Raw genomic sequence first — 14,618 nt, forward strand, 5'->3', positions numbered from 1 at the left:
ACACAAGGAAAACACCATGGCAGCAATCAGTTTGCAGCATGTACGTAAATTCTATGACAACGGCTTCCATGCCGTGAAGGACTTCAACCTGCACATCGAGGATGGAGAGTTCGTGGTCTTTGTCGGCCCGTCGGGTTGCGGAAAATCGACCACGCTGCGCATGATCGCGGGCCTGGAGGATATCTCCGACGGCAACCTGCAAATCGGCGGCCGCGTCGTCAACGACCTGCAGCCCAAGGAGCGCGATATCGCGATGGTCTTCCAGAGCTATGCGCTGTATCCGCACATGACGGTGCGGCAGAACATGGGCTTCGCGCTCAAACTGGATGGCGTGCCGAAGGCGCAGATCAACGAACGCGTCGACGAGGCGGCGAAGATGCTGCATCTGGAGCCGCTGCTGGAGCGTCGGCCGAAGGAGCTGTCCGGCGGCCAGCGGCAGCGCGTGGCGCTGGGCCGCGCTATCGTGCGCAAGCCGCAGGCCTTCCTGATGGACGAGCCGCTGTCCAACCTCGACGCCAAGCTGCGCGTGGAGATGCGGGCGTCGATCGCGCGGCTGCACCGCAAGCTGGGCGTCACCACCGTCTACGTCACGCACGACCAGGTCGAGGCGATGACGATGGGCGACCGCATCGTGGTAATGAAGGGCGGCGAGATCCAGCAGGTCGCCAGTCCGATGGCGCTGTATGAGCGGCCGGCCAATAAATTCGTCGGCAGCTTTATCGGTTCGCCTGCGATGAGCTTCCTCGACGGCCATGTGCTCGGCGGCGTGGTGGGCGGCGAGGGCTATGCCTTGATGCTACCGACCGAGATGGCGCAGCGCGTGTCCGGCCACGAAGGGCGGCCTGTCAGCCTGGGGCTGCGGCCGGAGATACTCAGCTTGTTGCAGCCCGGCGCGGTGGCGGACAACGGCGCGGTGCTGCGCGGCGTGGCCGAGGTGGTGGAGCCGCTCGGCGCCGAGACCATCGTCACCGTGCAGGTGGGGGCGCAGAACATCGTTGCTCGCCTGGCCGGCAATGTGGACATCCGCGCCGGCCAGGCGTTGGCGCTGGTGGTGGATTGCTCCCGCATCCATTTGTTCGATGCGGAGAGCGAAGCCAATATCAGTTTGGACTAGTGCGTTGTGATCACCAGCGCGGGCCGATAGGCCGCGTTGGTGTTTTCACGCGATCCGTAGTTGACCCAGCCGTCCGCGCCGTAGTTGGTCGGCGACGACACCAGCAACGATAAGAGCTTGTCACCGGCCAGTGCGCTGTTGACCTGCGCGGTGATATCCAGCCACGCCGGCGTGCCGGCGGCACCCAGCGTCCAGCTGCCCAGCAGGGTGGTGGCGGCAGGCTGGTTGCTCCAGTTGAGCGTACTTTCGCCCCACGTATTGACCTGCACCAGCTGGACCTGATTCGCCATGCCGGCTACCGCGCCAAGGCTGGTCGGCGTCATCATCACGCGGGCATTCGACACCGTGCCCGTGATCGACGACAGGTCGAAGCGCAGATACGACTGCCGGAAGTAGCCGACGCCGTCGTTCTTCGTCACCAGTACATTCGCGGCACCGTAGTTGTTGGCTGCGGATGCGCCGTTGATGACGTAGGCGTCGGCCACCGCTGTCAGCGTCTGGTTTTGCGCCAGCGCCAGCTTCACAGCGAAGCTTTTCCCGGCCGCGCCATTGACGTTGATGGCGAGCTTGATGGTAGGGCTCATTTGCGTCACGGTGACGTTGGCGTCCGCCGAAATCACCTGCCATGCGGCGCGCTGGATTTCCAGGTTGATGGTGCCGGTGTTCTTCTGCGTAGGATCGGAGACGCCGATATGCAGCTCGTTCTGCGCTTCGATCGCCGTGACGGAGGCCTTGCGGTTGCTGGTGATGTAGGCCGCTGCGCCGTCGGATACCGTCTTGCTCGCGTCATTCCAGAAGTTGACGCCGACCACGCCGTAGGCGCTATCTTTGACCGCATGGGCTTCCGTTGAATTCTCCAGCACCGTCACGGTGGGAGAGGCGGCATAGCTGGCCGTCTGCGCCGCCGTCAGGTTGGGCAGCAGCACGTAGGCGTACGACGCATTGTTCGGCCCGGCCCCGTGCGACAGCGCGAGGCTGAGGAAGCGGTTGCTGACCTGGGCGCTGGACTGTCCGGTATTGATCGCCTGCCAGCTGCCGGTACGGGTCTCGCGCAGGCCGTTGACGCTGGCGGCTGTGGGGAAGTAGTAGCCGATATCGCTGCCGCTGACCGATCCCGCCAGATGCGCCCACTGCACGCCGCTGGTGGTGGCGGACCAGCCCATCGTGGTCGGCATCGCCGAGCCGTTGATGGTCAGCGCATTGCTGCCGGCCGCGTTCAGCTTGCGGTTTTCGACGATGGTTTCGACCGTGCGGCCGTCGGTGTTGGAAATGCCCGAGCCCAGCGCGATGATCTTATTCCCGAACATGAACCACGACTTCTTGCCCGCCAGCGTGCTGCCCGTGACTTTGGACAGCGAGAACTGCATGCCGGCCGACGCGTGCAGCTTGTCGACTTCCGATCCGCCCACCCAGGTTTGCGTGTTGGGGAAGCTGCCGAAGTTGGCTGGCGTGCCGGAGCCCGAGCCGTCGGTGGTGATGCCGGGCAGGCGGCGCATGTTCACCGTGGGCCAGTAGTTGCCGTCGAACTGGGTCAGCTCGTTGTTGTACAGCCAGGTGGCGCCGGTGCCGGTGAACCAGCCGGTGAGGTTCTCGCCGTTGCCGTATTCGAAGGACGAGATCCGGTTCGAGAACATGCTCAGGTTGAAGCTGTAGCCCGCGTAGCTGTGCAGCGCGCGGTCCATGCTGGCGAAGACGTGGGTCTGGATCTGTTCCGGTTCCGGTGTCACGCTGCTGTCGGCGGCGATGGCCTTGAGGTTGGCGATGTCGTACAGGCCCAGGCCCGCGTAGTAGTTGGCGTAGCTGGTGTCGCGCTGCATCCAGTGCTTGATGGTGCTCTTCAGCGTCGCCGACTGCGCCGCCGGCAGGCCTTGCGCAAGCCGCGCCAGCGTGGCTGTCAGCGAGCGGCCGGCATCGTGGTCGCTATTGGGCGAGAGCGCGGTCGGCTCGCGGGAGATGGCGCGGCCGCGCACCGAGTCCATCATCGCGCCCTGGTAGACGAAGGGCTTGTAGGCCTGCGTGGCCCAGGTGTAGACGTTGCCGGCGTTGGTGTCCGTGACGGCCCAGGCGGAGCCGTTGAGCAGGTAGAACAGCCGCGCCATGTCGCCTATCATCACCAGGCCGTAGCTGCCGGTGTAGGCGACGTTGGTGTGCTGGATGAAGGAGCCGTCGGCGTAGAAGCCGTCGCCGCTGGTCACGTAGGGGAAGGTCTGGCTGATGGCGTCGCGGCCCTGCGCCAGCTTGGCGGCGGACTTGCCGACCGCGCCGCGCACTGCCACCACGGAGGCCTTGTCCAAACGGTTGGCGCCTGTTTCGACCAGCGTGCTGCCGGTGCGCCTGGTGGGATCGGGGACGAACTTGTCGATGGCGGCGGTGTAGGTGGCGATCTGCGCGGGGCTGAGCTGGTCGTACATCAGCACCATCAGGTCGTTGAGCGCTTGTGGTGAGCCGATCTCCCAGTCCCACCAGTTGCCCGTTGCGGTGTTGGCCGTGCCGTAGCGGTTGGCGGCCATCCAGTCCAGCGCGGCGACGATGTCGGCGGCCAGGCTGGCATTGCCTTGCAGCGTGGAGCCGCTGGTGGCGTAGGCGGTGGCCATGGCGCGCAGGCGCCCGTAGCTGGCGGTGATGGTGGAGGAGGCGCTCCAGTCGGCAAGGTCGCTCCACAGCGCGGTGCGGCCGGCGGCGGGCGTCATCGAGCTCCAGTTCGATTGCGCGGTGGCGGTCAGCGTGGCGATCTGCGCGGCGATGTCGGCGTCGGCGGTGTTGATGGCGCTGCCGCCGGTGATCTGCGTTAGCCATTTCAGGCGCAGCGTGTCGTATTCGTCGGCCGGGGCGCTGGCCCCCATGCGCAGCGCCGCCGTGCGTGGCGCGGACTGCGCCTCCGCGTCGCCGCTACCGCCGCAGCCTGCCAGCAGTGCCGCGCCGCATAGAACGCCCAGCGCCCCAGTCCGGTAAATCAAGCTTTTCCTCATTCTCCATCTCCACTGTGATGAAACAAGTTAACGTTAACATATAGTCGTGAAAAAAAACGCGATGACGCGATCTGGAGTGTAGGCAGCTTTAACACCCGGGGTCAAGCGAGACTTGACCCCGGGTTTGCATCATGCGAAGTTCGCGGCAGCGAAGTCCCAGTTTGCCAGCTTGAAGAAGGTCTCTACATACTTAGGACGTACGTTGCGGTAGTCGATGTAGTAGGCGTGCTCCCACAGGTCGCAGGTCAGCAGCGCTTTGGCGTCGGTGGTCAGCGGGGTGGCGGCGTTGGAGGTGTTGACGATGTCCAGCGAACCGTCGGCTTTTTTCACCAGCCAGGTCCAGCTCGAACCGAAGTTGCCTACGCACGACTTGGTGAACTCTTCCTTGAACTTGTCGAACGAGCCCCACTTGGCGTTGATCGCGTCGGCCAGCGCGCCGTCTGGTGCGCCTTTGCCGTTCGGGGTCAGGCCGTTCCAGTAGAAGGTGTGGTTCCATACCTGGGCGGAGTTGTTGAAGATGCCGCCGGACGATTTTTTGACGATCTCTTCCAGGGACAGGTTTTCGAACTCGGTACCCTTGATCAGGTTGTTCAGGTTGGTAACGTAGGTCTGGTGATGCTTACCGTAGTGGTATTCCAGCGTTTCTTGCGAGATGTGTGGCGCCAGGGCGTCGATTGCATACGGCAGTGGTGGCAGAGTATGTTCCATTGTTCTTCCTTTTGTTGGTTTGACGATGTTAAAAGATCGAGGGTGATTTTTGCCGAAACGTCCGCCATTGTAAAGCGGATGGGGCTTCGGTGCAGAAAAGGCAGCTTTTCCGTGTGGCTACTATGCTCATCGCACGCGCCGCGTGGTTTCGCGCACGATCAGCTCCAGCGGCGGCACTTCGCCCCGTGCTTCCTCGCCGTTGATGATGCGCAGCAGCGCCTGGGTGGCGATGCGGCCGATGTCATATAAGGGCTGGCGTATGGTGGTCAGAGGCGGCGTGGTATAGGACGAACCGGGCAAATCGTCGAAGCCGACCAGCGAGATGTCGTCCGGCACGCGGATGCCCTTGCGGTACAGCGCCAGCCGCGCGCCGTAGGCGCTCAGGTCGTTGGCCGCGAAGACGGCGGTGAATTGCTGGTGCGTGTCGAACAGCCGGTTCATCGCCAGCATGCCGCTGGCCTCGTGGTAATTGCCCTCGACGATCAGGTTGTCGTCCAGTTCGATGTGCGCCTCGTTCAGCGCGCGCGTATAGCCGGCCAGGCGTTCGGCGGCGTCGATGTTGTTGGCCGGGCCGGAGATGAAGGCGATGCGGCGGTGGCCCAGTTCGATCAGGTGGTGCACCGCCATGTAGGCGCCCGATTCATTGTCGAGCTTGAAGCCGAGCGCGCTGCGGGTCTGCAGCGCGCGGCCGGTGGAGACGATGGGGCGCTGGCTGGAGAAGCCCAGCACCGTCTGGTCCGACATCCGGCCCGACAGCAGGATGATGCCGTCGACCTTGCGCGCCAGCAGCAGGCGGATGCGGTCCGCTTCCTCTTCCGCGTTCCAGTGGCCGCTGACGATCACCGAGGCGTAGCCCGTGCCTTTCAAGCCGTCGTCGACGCCGCGCAGCGTTTCGTCGAAGAAGGGGGAGGAGATATCCTGCACCACGATGCCGATGGTCATCGAGCGGCCTTTTTTCAGGCCCTGCGCCATCTGGTTGGGCGCGAACTTCATCTTGTCGATGGCGGCCAGCACGGCCAGGCGCTTGTCTTCCGACACCTTGGCGGTGCCGTTCAGGATGCGCGACACGGTACTGGGCGACACTCCCGCCTGGCGTGCAACATCCATCAGGGTCGATGGGCCGGAGGAGTAGGGGGTGTCTGCCAAGGCGTGTCCTGTTCTGATTATTTCTGAAAACCTTTTCGCCGGAAGATTACCATAAATTTTGCGGCTTTCCGCCAAATCAGCCCTTGATCCCGCATTGACTTTCATCGGGATACGTTATTTAATGAAAACAGTGCTTGAAAACGTTTTCATAAACGACGTGACATATAATCAAGCCGCCGGTAATAACAAGGAAGAGACCATGAAACGCGAATCTTTTTCGCACCTCGCAAACGGCCCGCGCCTGCTGGCCGACATCGGCGGCACCAGCGCCAGCTTCGGCCTGGAGACGGCCCCCAACCAGATCGAGGCGATCTGGGTGACGGAGTGCGCGGCCTATCCGACGCTGGGCGCGGCGCTGGTGGCCTACCTGTCGCAGCCGGCCACGGTGACGGCCGGCGGCTACCAGGCGCGCTTCGCCGGCATCGCCATCGCCAACCCCATCGACGGCGACTGGGTGACGATGACCAACCACCACTGGTCGTTCTCGATCGAGGCCGTGTGCTCGCAATTCAGTTTGAAATCGCTGGTGGTGGTGAACGACTTCACCGCGCTGGCCAGCGCCTTGCCCTACCTGGCGCCGGACCACAAGCGCCAGATCGGCGGCGGCGTGGCGCGCAGCGGCGCCACCATCGGCCTGGTGGGCGCGGACGCGGGGCTGGGCGTGTCCGGCCTGGTGCCGGCCGGCGACCGCTGGATCGCCATCGACAGCGAGGGAGGGCACAGCACCTTCGCGCCGATGAACGAACGCGAGATCGATATCCTGCGCTACGCGCGGCGCCACCACGAGCATGTGTCGAGCGAGCGGCTGGTGTCGGGCATCGGCATCGTGCTGGTGTACCGCGCGCTGGCCGAACGCGCGCGCATCGAGCCGCAGAACCTGTCCACGTCGCAGATCATGGAGCGCGGCCTGCACCGCCTGTGTCCCGTGTGCGAAGAGACGCTGGACGCCTTCTGCGAAATGCTGGGCACCGTGGCCGGCAACGTCGCGCTGACCCTGGGCGCCAAGGGCGGCATCTACATCGGCGGCCGCATCGTGCCGCAGATGAGCGAGTTCTTCGAACGCTCGGGCTTCCGCGCGCGCTTCGAGCAGAAGGGCCGCTTCTCGGACTACCTGTCGCACATCCCCACCTTCGTCATCACCGAACAATATCCGACGCTGATCGGCATGTCGGCCATGCTGTCGGCGGGCTAGTCACAGCGCCATCTGCGGCTCCAGCGGCAGGCACAACTCGCAATCCTGGGCCTCGATGCAGGCCTGGCGCTGGTTCGCCGGATAGCGTTCGAAGCAGGGCCGCGCCGCCACCTTGTAGCGGCCATACAGCACGCCGTCGCGCAGCAGCCGGTGCCACGCATCCTTGCTCAGCACGCGCGGGCCGATAAACCTCAGCACCGCATGCATGCCGCCGGCGATGGTCTTGACCGGCATGCCGGCCGGCGCCACGAAACTCTCCGGCAGTTCCACGCAGACGTCGTATCGGCACTTCTCCGGCGCCGTGATATCGGGATCGTCCAGGCCCATGCCGAAGCGCGCCGACGGCGGCAGGCCGTGCTGGCAGCACCAGATATCGAGCTGCCGCCATTGCGCGGCGCTGTCCATATCGTAGGGGCCGAAGTGCCGCGTGTAGGCCACCCGCGCCGTTGGCAGCTGGATCACCCGCACCGGCCCGTGCTGGCCCGCCACCGGCCCCGCGCTGCTGGCGGCCGCCATGTCGCGCTGCCGGTCGCGCCAGCGCGACGGCGACAGGCCGAAGTACTGGCGGAAGGCGCGGGCGAAGCCGTCGGCGGTGTCGAAACCGCAGTTCTGCGCGACGGCGGCGATGGAGTCGGACGAGTACAGCAGCTGCGAGGCGCCGGTCTCCAGCCGGCGCCGGCGCACGTAGGCATGCGGCGCCTCGGCGCTCCACTGCTGGAAACGGCGCAGGAAATGGTAGCGCGATAAATGGGCGAGTGCGGCCAGGCAATCGAGATTGAGGTTCTGGCCCAGATGCGCATCGATGTAGTCCAGGACGTGATTGAGCCGGTACTCCAGCGGCCGGGACGTGGGGGATGGCATATGCATGACGTGCTCCGTGCTGCTTGTTGACAAATAATAAAAGATGTTAATAAAAAAAGACAAGTGAAACGTTTCCATCATAAAGCATATATTTCATGCAAGACCACTGCCGTTACATCTGCTGTGGCTGAAAAGATACTGAGGGGCGCTGAGGGGACACCAATGCTGAGCAATTTTGGCCGGGCCGCTGCGCAAGTTTGAACGGGCGGACGGGTTTCAATCTGACTATGCTTTACCTACGTGCAATGTTGTCGCTTGGCACTGCACGGAGGGAGATCTCTTACAAAACCAATACGGAGACTAAGCAATGACAACAACCACAGCACCCAAACTGGCGCTGGCCGCCGCCATCCTGCTGGCCTACAGCGCACCCAGCCTGGCCGCATCCACCTGCGATCGCTACGCGTCCTACCCGGTGAAGGGCGGGACCTATACCGTCATTACCAACTTCTGGAACGACAAGGCCAGCGGTTCGCAATGCGTCAACGTCAACCAGGACAACGGCGAGTGGAGCGTGAGCAGTGCGCCGTCGTCGCCGGACAGCACGCCGGCCGCCTATCCCGCCATCTACAAGGGCTGCCACTGGGCCTCGTGCACCAAGGACAGCGGCCTGCCATTGCAGGCCAAGGCCATCACCTACGCACCGACGCGCTGGCGCGTCACGCCCGGCGCCGGCGGCGACTGGGACATCGCCTATGACATCTGGTTCTCGTCCGGCCGGGAGGCGCCGCCCAGCGGCCAGCCCGACGGCGCCGAGATCATGATCTGGATTAACCACAGCGGCTCGGTGCAACCGGCCGGCAGCAAGACCGCCAACGTCAACATCAACGGCATGAACTGGGATGTGTGGACCGCCTGGAACAACCCGTCCGGCTGGCCGCGCTGGAACATCGTCTCCTACGTCGCCACCTCGCCGGTCAACGCCGTCAACTTCGACCTGGTGCCGTTCTTCCGCGACTCGGTCGGGCGCAAGGCGGTCGACAACAACTGGTACCTGCTGGACGTGGAAGCGGGCACCGAACTCTGGCGCAACGGCGCCGGCTTCGCCAGCGGCGATTTCGACGTGCAGTTCCACACCGATCCGGTCAAGGGGATCGATCCGAACAAGTGGTACAGCGTCGTCAACAAGAACAGCGGCTCCTGCGTCGACGACGCCGATTTCTCGACCAGTAACGGCGCCGTGGTCCATCAATGGGCGTGCGACAGCCGGGGCGCGGCCAACCAGCAGTGGAAGTTCACGCCCACCGACAGCGGCAACTACCGCGTCAGCACCCAGCAGGCGCCGGGGCTGGCCTGGGATGTCGCGGGCTGGGGCACGGCCAACGGCTCGCTGGTCCAGCTGTGGACCTACGGCGGCGGCAGCAACCAGCAATGGCAGGCGGTGGACCTGGGCGACGGCTACTACAAGTTCGTCGGCCGCGGCAGCGGCAAGTGCCTCGACGTGCCGGCCGCTTCCACCTCCAACGGCGTGCAGCTGCAGGTCTACGACTGCAATGGCACGCCGGCGCAATCCTTCAAGCTGATCGCCCAGTAAAACAAGTTCATCGCTTCGCCCGCCGCGAAGTTGCCGGCCCCGACGCGGGGGCCGGTTTTTTTACACCTATAAAAACAGGAGACATATTTTGCACGCGATGACCAAGAAAACCATCATGAGCCTGGCCATAGCCGGCGCCTTCAACCTGGCGGCACACCACGCCTATGCAGCGGCGGCGGACGGCGCCGAGGCCGCGCCTAAAGTGGTCGGCACCGACGTCGACAAGGACGGCATCCCGGAAGTGAAGGTGACAGCCACGCGCTACGCCACTTCGCTGCTGAAAACCCCGCTGGCCGTGACGGCCTTCACGCAGGACAAGCTTACGCGCCAGGGCATCACCACGCTCAAGGGCATCTCCGGCGAACTGCCCAACGTGCAGATGACCGAGGCTAACGACTCGGCGGTGCAGATCACCATCCGCGGCATCAGCGCCACCAACTTCACCGAGATCGGCGACCCGTCGGCCGGCCTGCACGTGGCGGGCCTGTACTCGCCGCGTCCGCAGGGCGCGCAGGCGCTGATGTTCGACCTGGAGCAGGTGGAAGTGCTGCGCGGCCCGCAGGGCACGCTGTTCGGCCGTAACTCCACCGCCGGCAGCATCAACATCATTCCCGCCAAGCCTGAATTCGGCAGCACCTACGGCAGCAGCTCGTACGAGATGGGCAGCCTGCACATGAAGCAGCTGAACATGATCCAGAATATCGCCGTCAACGATGGGCTGGCCCTGCGCGCCACCTTCATGAAGGTCAAGAAGGACAGCCGCCTGAACCAGCTGCAGGACTTCACCGGCTACAGCGACAAGGGCTTCGGCGCCGTGTTCCCTCCAGGGACGCCTTTGGTCGACCAGCGCTACAACAGCAAGGTCGACGCGGCCCACGCCTACAACAACCAGGACGAATGGGCAGGCCGCCTGGCCGCGCGCATGAAGTTCGGCCGCGACGTGGAGTGGCTGCTGACGGCGGAGAAATTCCAGAACAACGGCGCCGGCTACGTCAACGTGCGCGATTGCGACCAGGGCGCCGGCACGCGCTACGCCTGCACGCGCGGGCAGTGGGATGTGCTGATCAACGTGCCCGGCAAGACCGACATGACGATCGACACCGTGCGCTCGCAAGCCACCTGGAACGTCAACGGCAACACGACTTTGGATTACGGCTTCGCCTGGGCCGACCAGCAGCGCAGCCAGGTGCACGACGACGACAACGGCTTCCATCCGCTGCCGTTCCAGACGGAAGTGAGCTTGCCGCTGGGCTCCGGCGGCAACTGGGGCACCTGGCCGTACAAGGACAGTGCCACCCGCACCCATGATTCGCGCTACAAGTCCACCGTCAACGAGCTGCAGTTGAAGCAGAGCTTCGGCGCCTTCAAATACGTGGCGGGCCTGTTCTGGATGCACGAGAAAAACCAGATCAACTTCTCGCAGGAGAACATGGTCTATGGTCCTTACGGTGCGCCGATCGCGCAGTACTACGCGCAGCCGGACCGTGAGATCGACGCCAAGGCCGCCTTCGCGCAGGCCGACTGGACCTTCGCGCCGACGTGGACCGGCACGGTCGGCGGCCGCTTCAGCCGCGACAGCAAGACCGACGTGGGGGGCCTGAACTACGGCGGCGACAGCTGGGGCGGCAACTACCCGAACGCCTACTACCTCGGCCTGATCAATCCCGGCGTGCCGGGCTCGCCGGGCTGGCGTCCGCACAACGGCAACGACCTGACGACGGCGATGGGGCCGAACAACGGTCCGCAAGCCTTGCTGGGCTTCGGCACGCCGACCCCCAACGACCACGCCGACAGCTGGCGCAAGTTCACCTGGCGTGTCGGCCTGAACAAGCAGATCAACGCCCAGGAGATGGCCTATGGTTCGGTGTCGACCGGCTACAAGTCGGGCGGCTTCGGCGACAAGCACGACCTGTGTGGCGGCATGAAATGCGTCAACGGCCCGTCGCCGAACATTTCGTACACGCCGTACGGACCGGAGACCGTCATCAACTTCGAGCTGGGCTACAAGGCCAAGCTGCTGCAGAACCGCCTGGGCCTGTCGGTGGTGGCCTTCGTCCAGCGCTACAAGGACATGCAGATCACCGGCGATAACTTCTTCGCCCAGGTGATACCGAAGAGCCCATGCACCACCGATCCTGCCTGCGACATCCAGCATGGCTGGCAGACGGTCAACGTGGCCAAGGTCAACATCCCCGGCCTGGAAATCGAGTGGGACTACAAGCCGTGGAGCGGCGCGAAGGTGGGCGGCTTCGCCAGCTACATCAAGCCGACCATCCACGACTACGATTCCTACAACGACAGCTACTTGTGCGCCGAGCGGGTCGAGTTCAACTCGGTGTCGAAATGCCCCGAGGTGTATAGCGGACCGGAAGCGCGCCTGCGCGGCCGCCGCGCGCGCAACCTCGAAGGCAACACGCTGCCGAATGCGCCGAAGTACACCTTCGGCCTGAACATGTCGCAGGACTTTGTGCTCGACAGCGGCTACAAGCTGGTGGCCTGGGGCGGCATGCGCTACCAGAGCAAGATCTACTTCGACCTGCTGAACTTCGACGATCCGCATATCGGCCTGTCGCAGAAGGGCTATGCCAAGGGCGACGTCTCGCTCAAGCTGACCAGCCCTGAAGACAAGTGGTATGTGGAAGGCTATGTGCGCAACGTGACCGATACCTGGGCCAAAACCTGGGGCGGCGCGGCGACGGGCGGCCAGATGCAGGCCGGCTATATCGAACCGCGCACCGTCGGCGTGCGGGCCGGCATCAACTACTAAAGCGGTGCACGGCGGCGTCTGCGGACGCCGCCGTTCGCATGCTACATAAGGAGACACTTTGAATTCTGCATCGACTCTTCGTCCGCTGGCGATCGCGCTGGCGGTGGCTGCGGCGCTGGCCGGCGCCACCGTGCTGGTCGCTTCCTCCGCCTTGCCGGCCCACGCGCAGGAAGCGGCCGCTCGTCCGTGGATGGATACCTCGCTGGGCGCGGACCAGCGCGCCCGGCTCGCGCTGCAAGCCATGACGCAGCAGGAAAAACTGGGCTGGGTCATGGGCTGGTTCGGCTCCGACTTCGGCGACAAGAAACGCAATCCGGCCGCGCTGCCTTTGTCGGCGGGCTATATCGCCGGCGTGCCGCGACTGGGGCTGCCGGCCTTGTTTGAAACCGACGCCGGCCTCGGTGTCGCCAGCCAGCCCGGCAAGACGCCGCGCGAGCGCACCTCGCTGCCGTCCGGCCTGGCCACCGCCGCCACCTGGGACCGTGCGCTGGCCTACAGCGGCGGTGTGATGATAGGCGCCGAGGCGCGCGCGTCCGGCTTCAACGTCATGCTGGCCGGCGGCGTGAACCTGTTGCGCGAACCGCGCAACGGCCGCAATTTCGAGTACGCCGGCGAGGATCCTTTGCTGGCGGGCGTCATGGTGGCGCAGCAGGTGCGGGGCATCCAGTCCAACCATGTGATCGCGACGATGAAGCACTTCGCCGTCAACAACCAGGAGACCGGCCGTTTCATTCTCGACAGCCGCATCGACGATGCCGCCAACCGCATGTCCGATCTGCTGGCCTTCCAGCTGGTGCTGGAGCAGGCAGATCCCGGCTCCGTCATGTGCTCTTACAACCGCGTGAACGGCGCTTATGCCTGCGAGAGCGGCTACCTGCTCAACCAGGTGCTGAAGCAGGATTGGGGTTACAAGGGTTACGTGATGTCCGACTGGGGCGCGGTGCACAGCACCGTGGCATCCGCCAACAGCGGGCTGGATCAGGAGTCGGCCTGGGAGTTCGACAAGAGCCAGTACTTCGGTCCCGCGCTGGAGGAGGCGGTCGCCAACGGCCACGTGCCGCAGGCGCGCCTGGATAACATGGTGTTCCGCATCCTGCGCACCATGTTTGAAAAAGGCGTGGTCGATCATCCGGTGGCCGAGGGCGGAGCGATCGACTATGCGGCGCATGGCCTGGTCAGCCGCACCGATGCCGAGCAGGGCATGGTGCTGCTGAAGAATGCGGGCGGCGTGCTGCCGCTGAGGGCAGGCGTGAAGAAGATCGTTGTGATCGGCGCGCATGCGGATGTGGGTGTGCTGGCAGGTGGTGGTTCGTCCGTGGTGTATCCGGTCGGCGGCAGCGCCGTGACGGGCATCGCGCCGACCACCTGGCCCGGTCCGGTGGTCTATCACGCTTCGTCGCCGTTGAAGGCGATCCAGGCGCGCGCGCCAGGCGCCAGCGTGGTCTATCACGACGGGCGCGATGCCGACGCTGCCGCCCGTGCGGCGGCCGATGCCGACGTAGTGGTGCTGTTCGCGCAGCAGTGGGTGGGCGAGGCGCTCGACGCGGTCTCGCTGTCGCTGCCGGACAACCAGGATGGCTTGATCGCAGCCGTTGCCAAGGCCAATCCACGGACGGTGGTGGTGCTGGAAACTTCCGGCCCGGTGCTGATGCCTTGGCTGGGGCAGAGCGCCGCCGTACTGCAGGCGTGGTATGCGGGCAGCAGCGGCGGCGAGGCCATCGCCCGCGTGCTGTTCGGCGAGGTCAATCCGTCCGGGCGTTTGCCGGCGACCTTCCCGGCGTCGGAAGCGCAGCTGCCACGGCCGGTGCTCGATGGCGATCCGAAGAACGAGGGCAAGCGCTTCACCGTCGATTATCACGAAGGAGCGGCGGTTGGCTACAAGTGGTTCGACTTGAAGGGATTGAAGCCTTTGTTCCCGTTCGGCCACGGCCTGTCGTACACGCAGTTCGCATATTCGGGCCTGGCAGCGAGCCAGAAGGACGGCAAGCTGCAACTGCGCTTCAAGGTGACTAATACCGGCGCGGTCAAGGGCAAGGACGTGCCGCAGTTGTACGTGGCGCCGTTGGGCGCGAAGTGGGAGGCGCCCAAGCGCCTGGCCGGCTGGGACAAGGTTGAGCTGGCGCCTGGCGAGAGCCGCGAAGTCAGCGTGACGGTCGATCCGCGACTGCTGGCGATGTACGACAGCCGCTCGCGCAGCTGGCGTGTTGCCAAGGGGCGCTACCAGGTGATGTTGGCGCATAGCGCGGCGGATGCGCAGGCGGCCAGCATCAGCGTCGCACTGCAGGCGAGAATGTTCAAGCCGTAAGGCGCGAGTTCTTTCACTTTCA

General features: G+C 64.7%; 9 protein-coding genes. 5 read left to right on the top strand and 4 right to left on the bottom strand.

Annotated features, from left to right (window positions below; all coding sequences use genetic code 11):
- Positions 1 to 16 precede the first annotated feature (16 nt).
- Entirely contained in the window at positions 17 to 1,114 is a 1,098-nt protein-coding gene (locus DUGA2_RS14990; RefSeq protein WP_070270043.1) for an ABC transporter ATP-binding protein, read from the top strand.
- On the opposite strand, the gene DUGA2_RS14995 is transcribed toward DUGA2_RS14990, so the two are convergent.
- From DUGA2_RS14995 to DUGA2_RS15005, 3 genes are all read right to left on the bottom strand, one after another.
- Positions 1,111 to 4,071, bottom strand: a complete 2,961-nt coding sequence (locus DUGA2_RS14995) for a polysaccharide lyase family 8 super-sandwich domain-containing protein (RefSeq protein WP_229214693.1) — start codon at positions 4,069 to 4,071, stop codon at positions 1,111 to 1,113. The two genes, DUGA2_RS14990 and DUGA2_RS14995, sit on opposite strands and share 4 nt — an antisense overlap.
- A 141-nt stretch (positions 4,072 to 4,212) precedes the next feature.
- Positions 4,213 to 4,791, bottom strand: a complete 579-nt coding sequence (gene sodB, locus DUGA2_RS15000) for a superoxide dismutase [Fe] (protein WP_008446326.1) — start codon at positions 4,789 to 4,791, stop codon at positions 4,213 to 4,215.
- 126 nt (positions 4,792 to 4,917) lie between these two features.
- Positions 4,918 to 5,898 (bottom strand): LacI family DNA-binding transcriptional regulator, encoded by a 981-nt coding sequence (locus DUGA2_RS15005; protein WP_070270052.1) that lies wholly within the window; start codon positions 5,896 to 5,898, stop codon positions 4,918 to 4,920.
- 238 nt (positions 5,899 to 6,136) lie between these two features.
- Here DUGA2_RS15005 and DUGA2_RS15010 point away from each other — a divergent pair, with 238 nt between their 5' ends.
- Positions 6,137 to 7,129, top strand: coding sequence for a glucokinase (locus DUGA2_RS15010; RefSeq protein WP_070270053.1), 993 nt, complete (start codon positions 6,137 to 6,139; stop codon positions 7,127 to 7,129).
- On the opposite strand, the gene DUGA2_RS15015 is transcribed toward DUGA2_RS15010, so the two are convergent.
- Positions 7,130 to 7,996: a GyrI-like domain-containing protein gene (locus DUGA2_RS15015; RefSeq protein WP_070270055.1), complete on the bottom strand. Its 867-nt coding sequence runs from the start codon at positions 7,994 to 7,996 to the stop codon at positions 7,130 to 7,132. It abuts the gene before it with no gap.
- A gap of 301 nt (positions 7,997 to 8,297) precedes the next feature.
- Between DUGA2_RS15015 and DUGA2_RS15020 the strand changes: the two genes are divergently transcribed.
- The 3 genes from DUGA2_RS15020 to DUGA2_RS15030 all read left to right on the top strand — a co-directional run bounded on the left by DUGA2_RS15020 (position 8,298) and on the right by DUGA2_RS15030 (position 14,596).
- Positions 8,298 to 9,524, top strand: a complete 1,227-nt coding sequence (locus DUGA2_RS15020) for an RICIN domain-containing protein (protein WP_070270057.1) — start codon at positions 8,298 to 8,300, stop codon at positions 9,522 to 9,524.
- Positions 9,525 to 9,639: 115 nt separating this feature from the next.
- On the top strand, positions 9,640 to 12,291 hold the full coding sequence (locus tag DUGA2_RS15025; protein ID WP_070270259.1) for a TonB-dependent receptor: 2,652 nt from the start codon (positions 9,640 to 9,642) through the stop codon (positions 12,289 to 12,291).
- A gap of 58 nt (positions 12,292 to 12,349) precedes the next feature.
- Complete coding sequence (locus DUGA2_RS15030; RefSeq protein ID WP_070270059.1) at positions 12,350 to 14,596, top strand: beta-glucosidase; 2,247 nt, start codon at positions 12,350 to 12,352, stop codon at positions 14,594 to 14,596.
- Positions 14,597 to 14,618 lie beyond the last annotated feature (22 nt).

Source organism: Duganella sp. HH101 (assembly GCF_001758795.1).
Classification (GTDB): domain Bacteria; phylum Pseudomonadota; class Gammaproteobacteria; order Burkholderiales; family Burkholderiaceae_D; genus Rugamonas; species Rugamonas rivuli.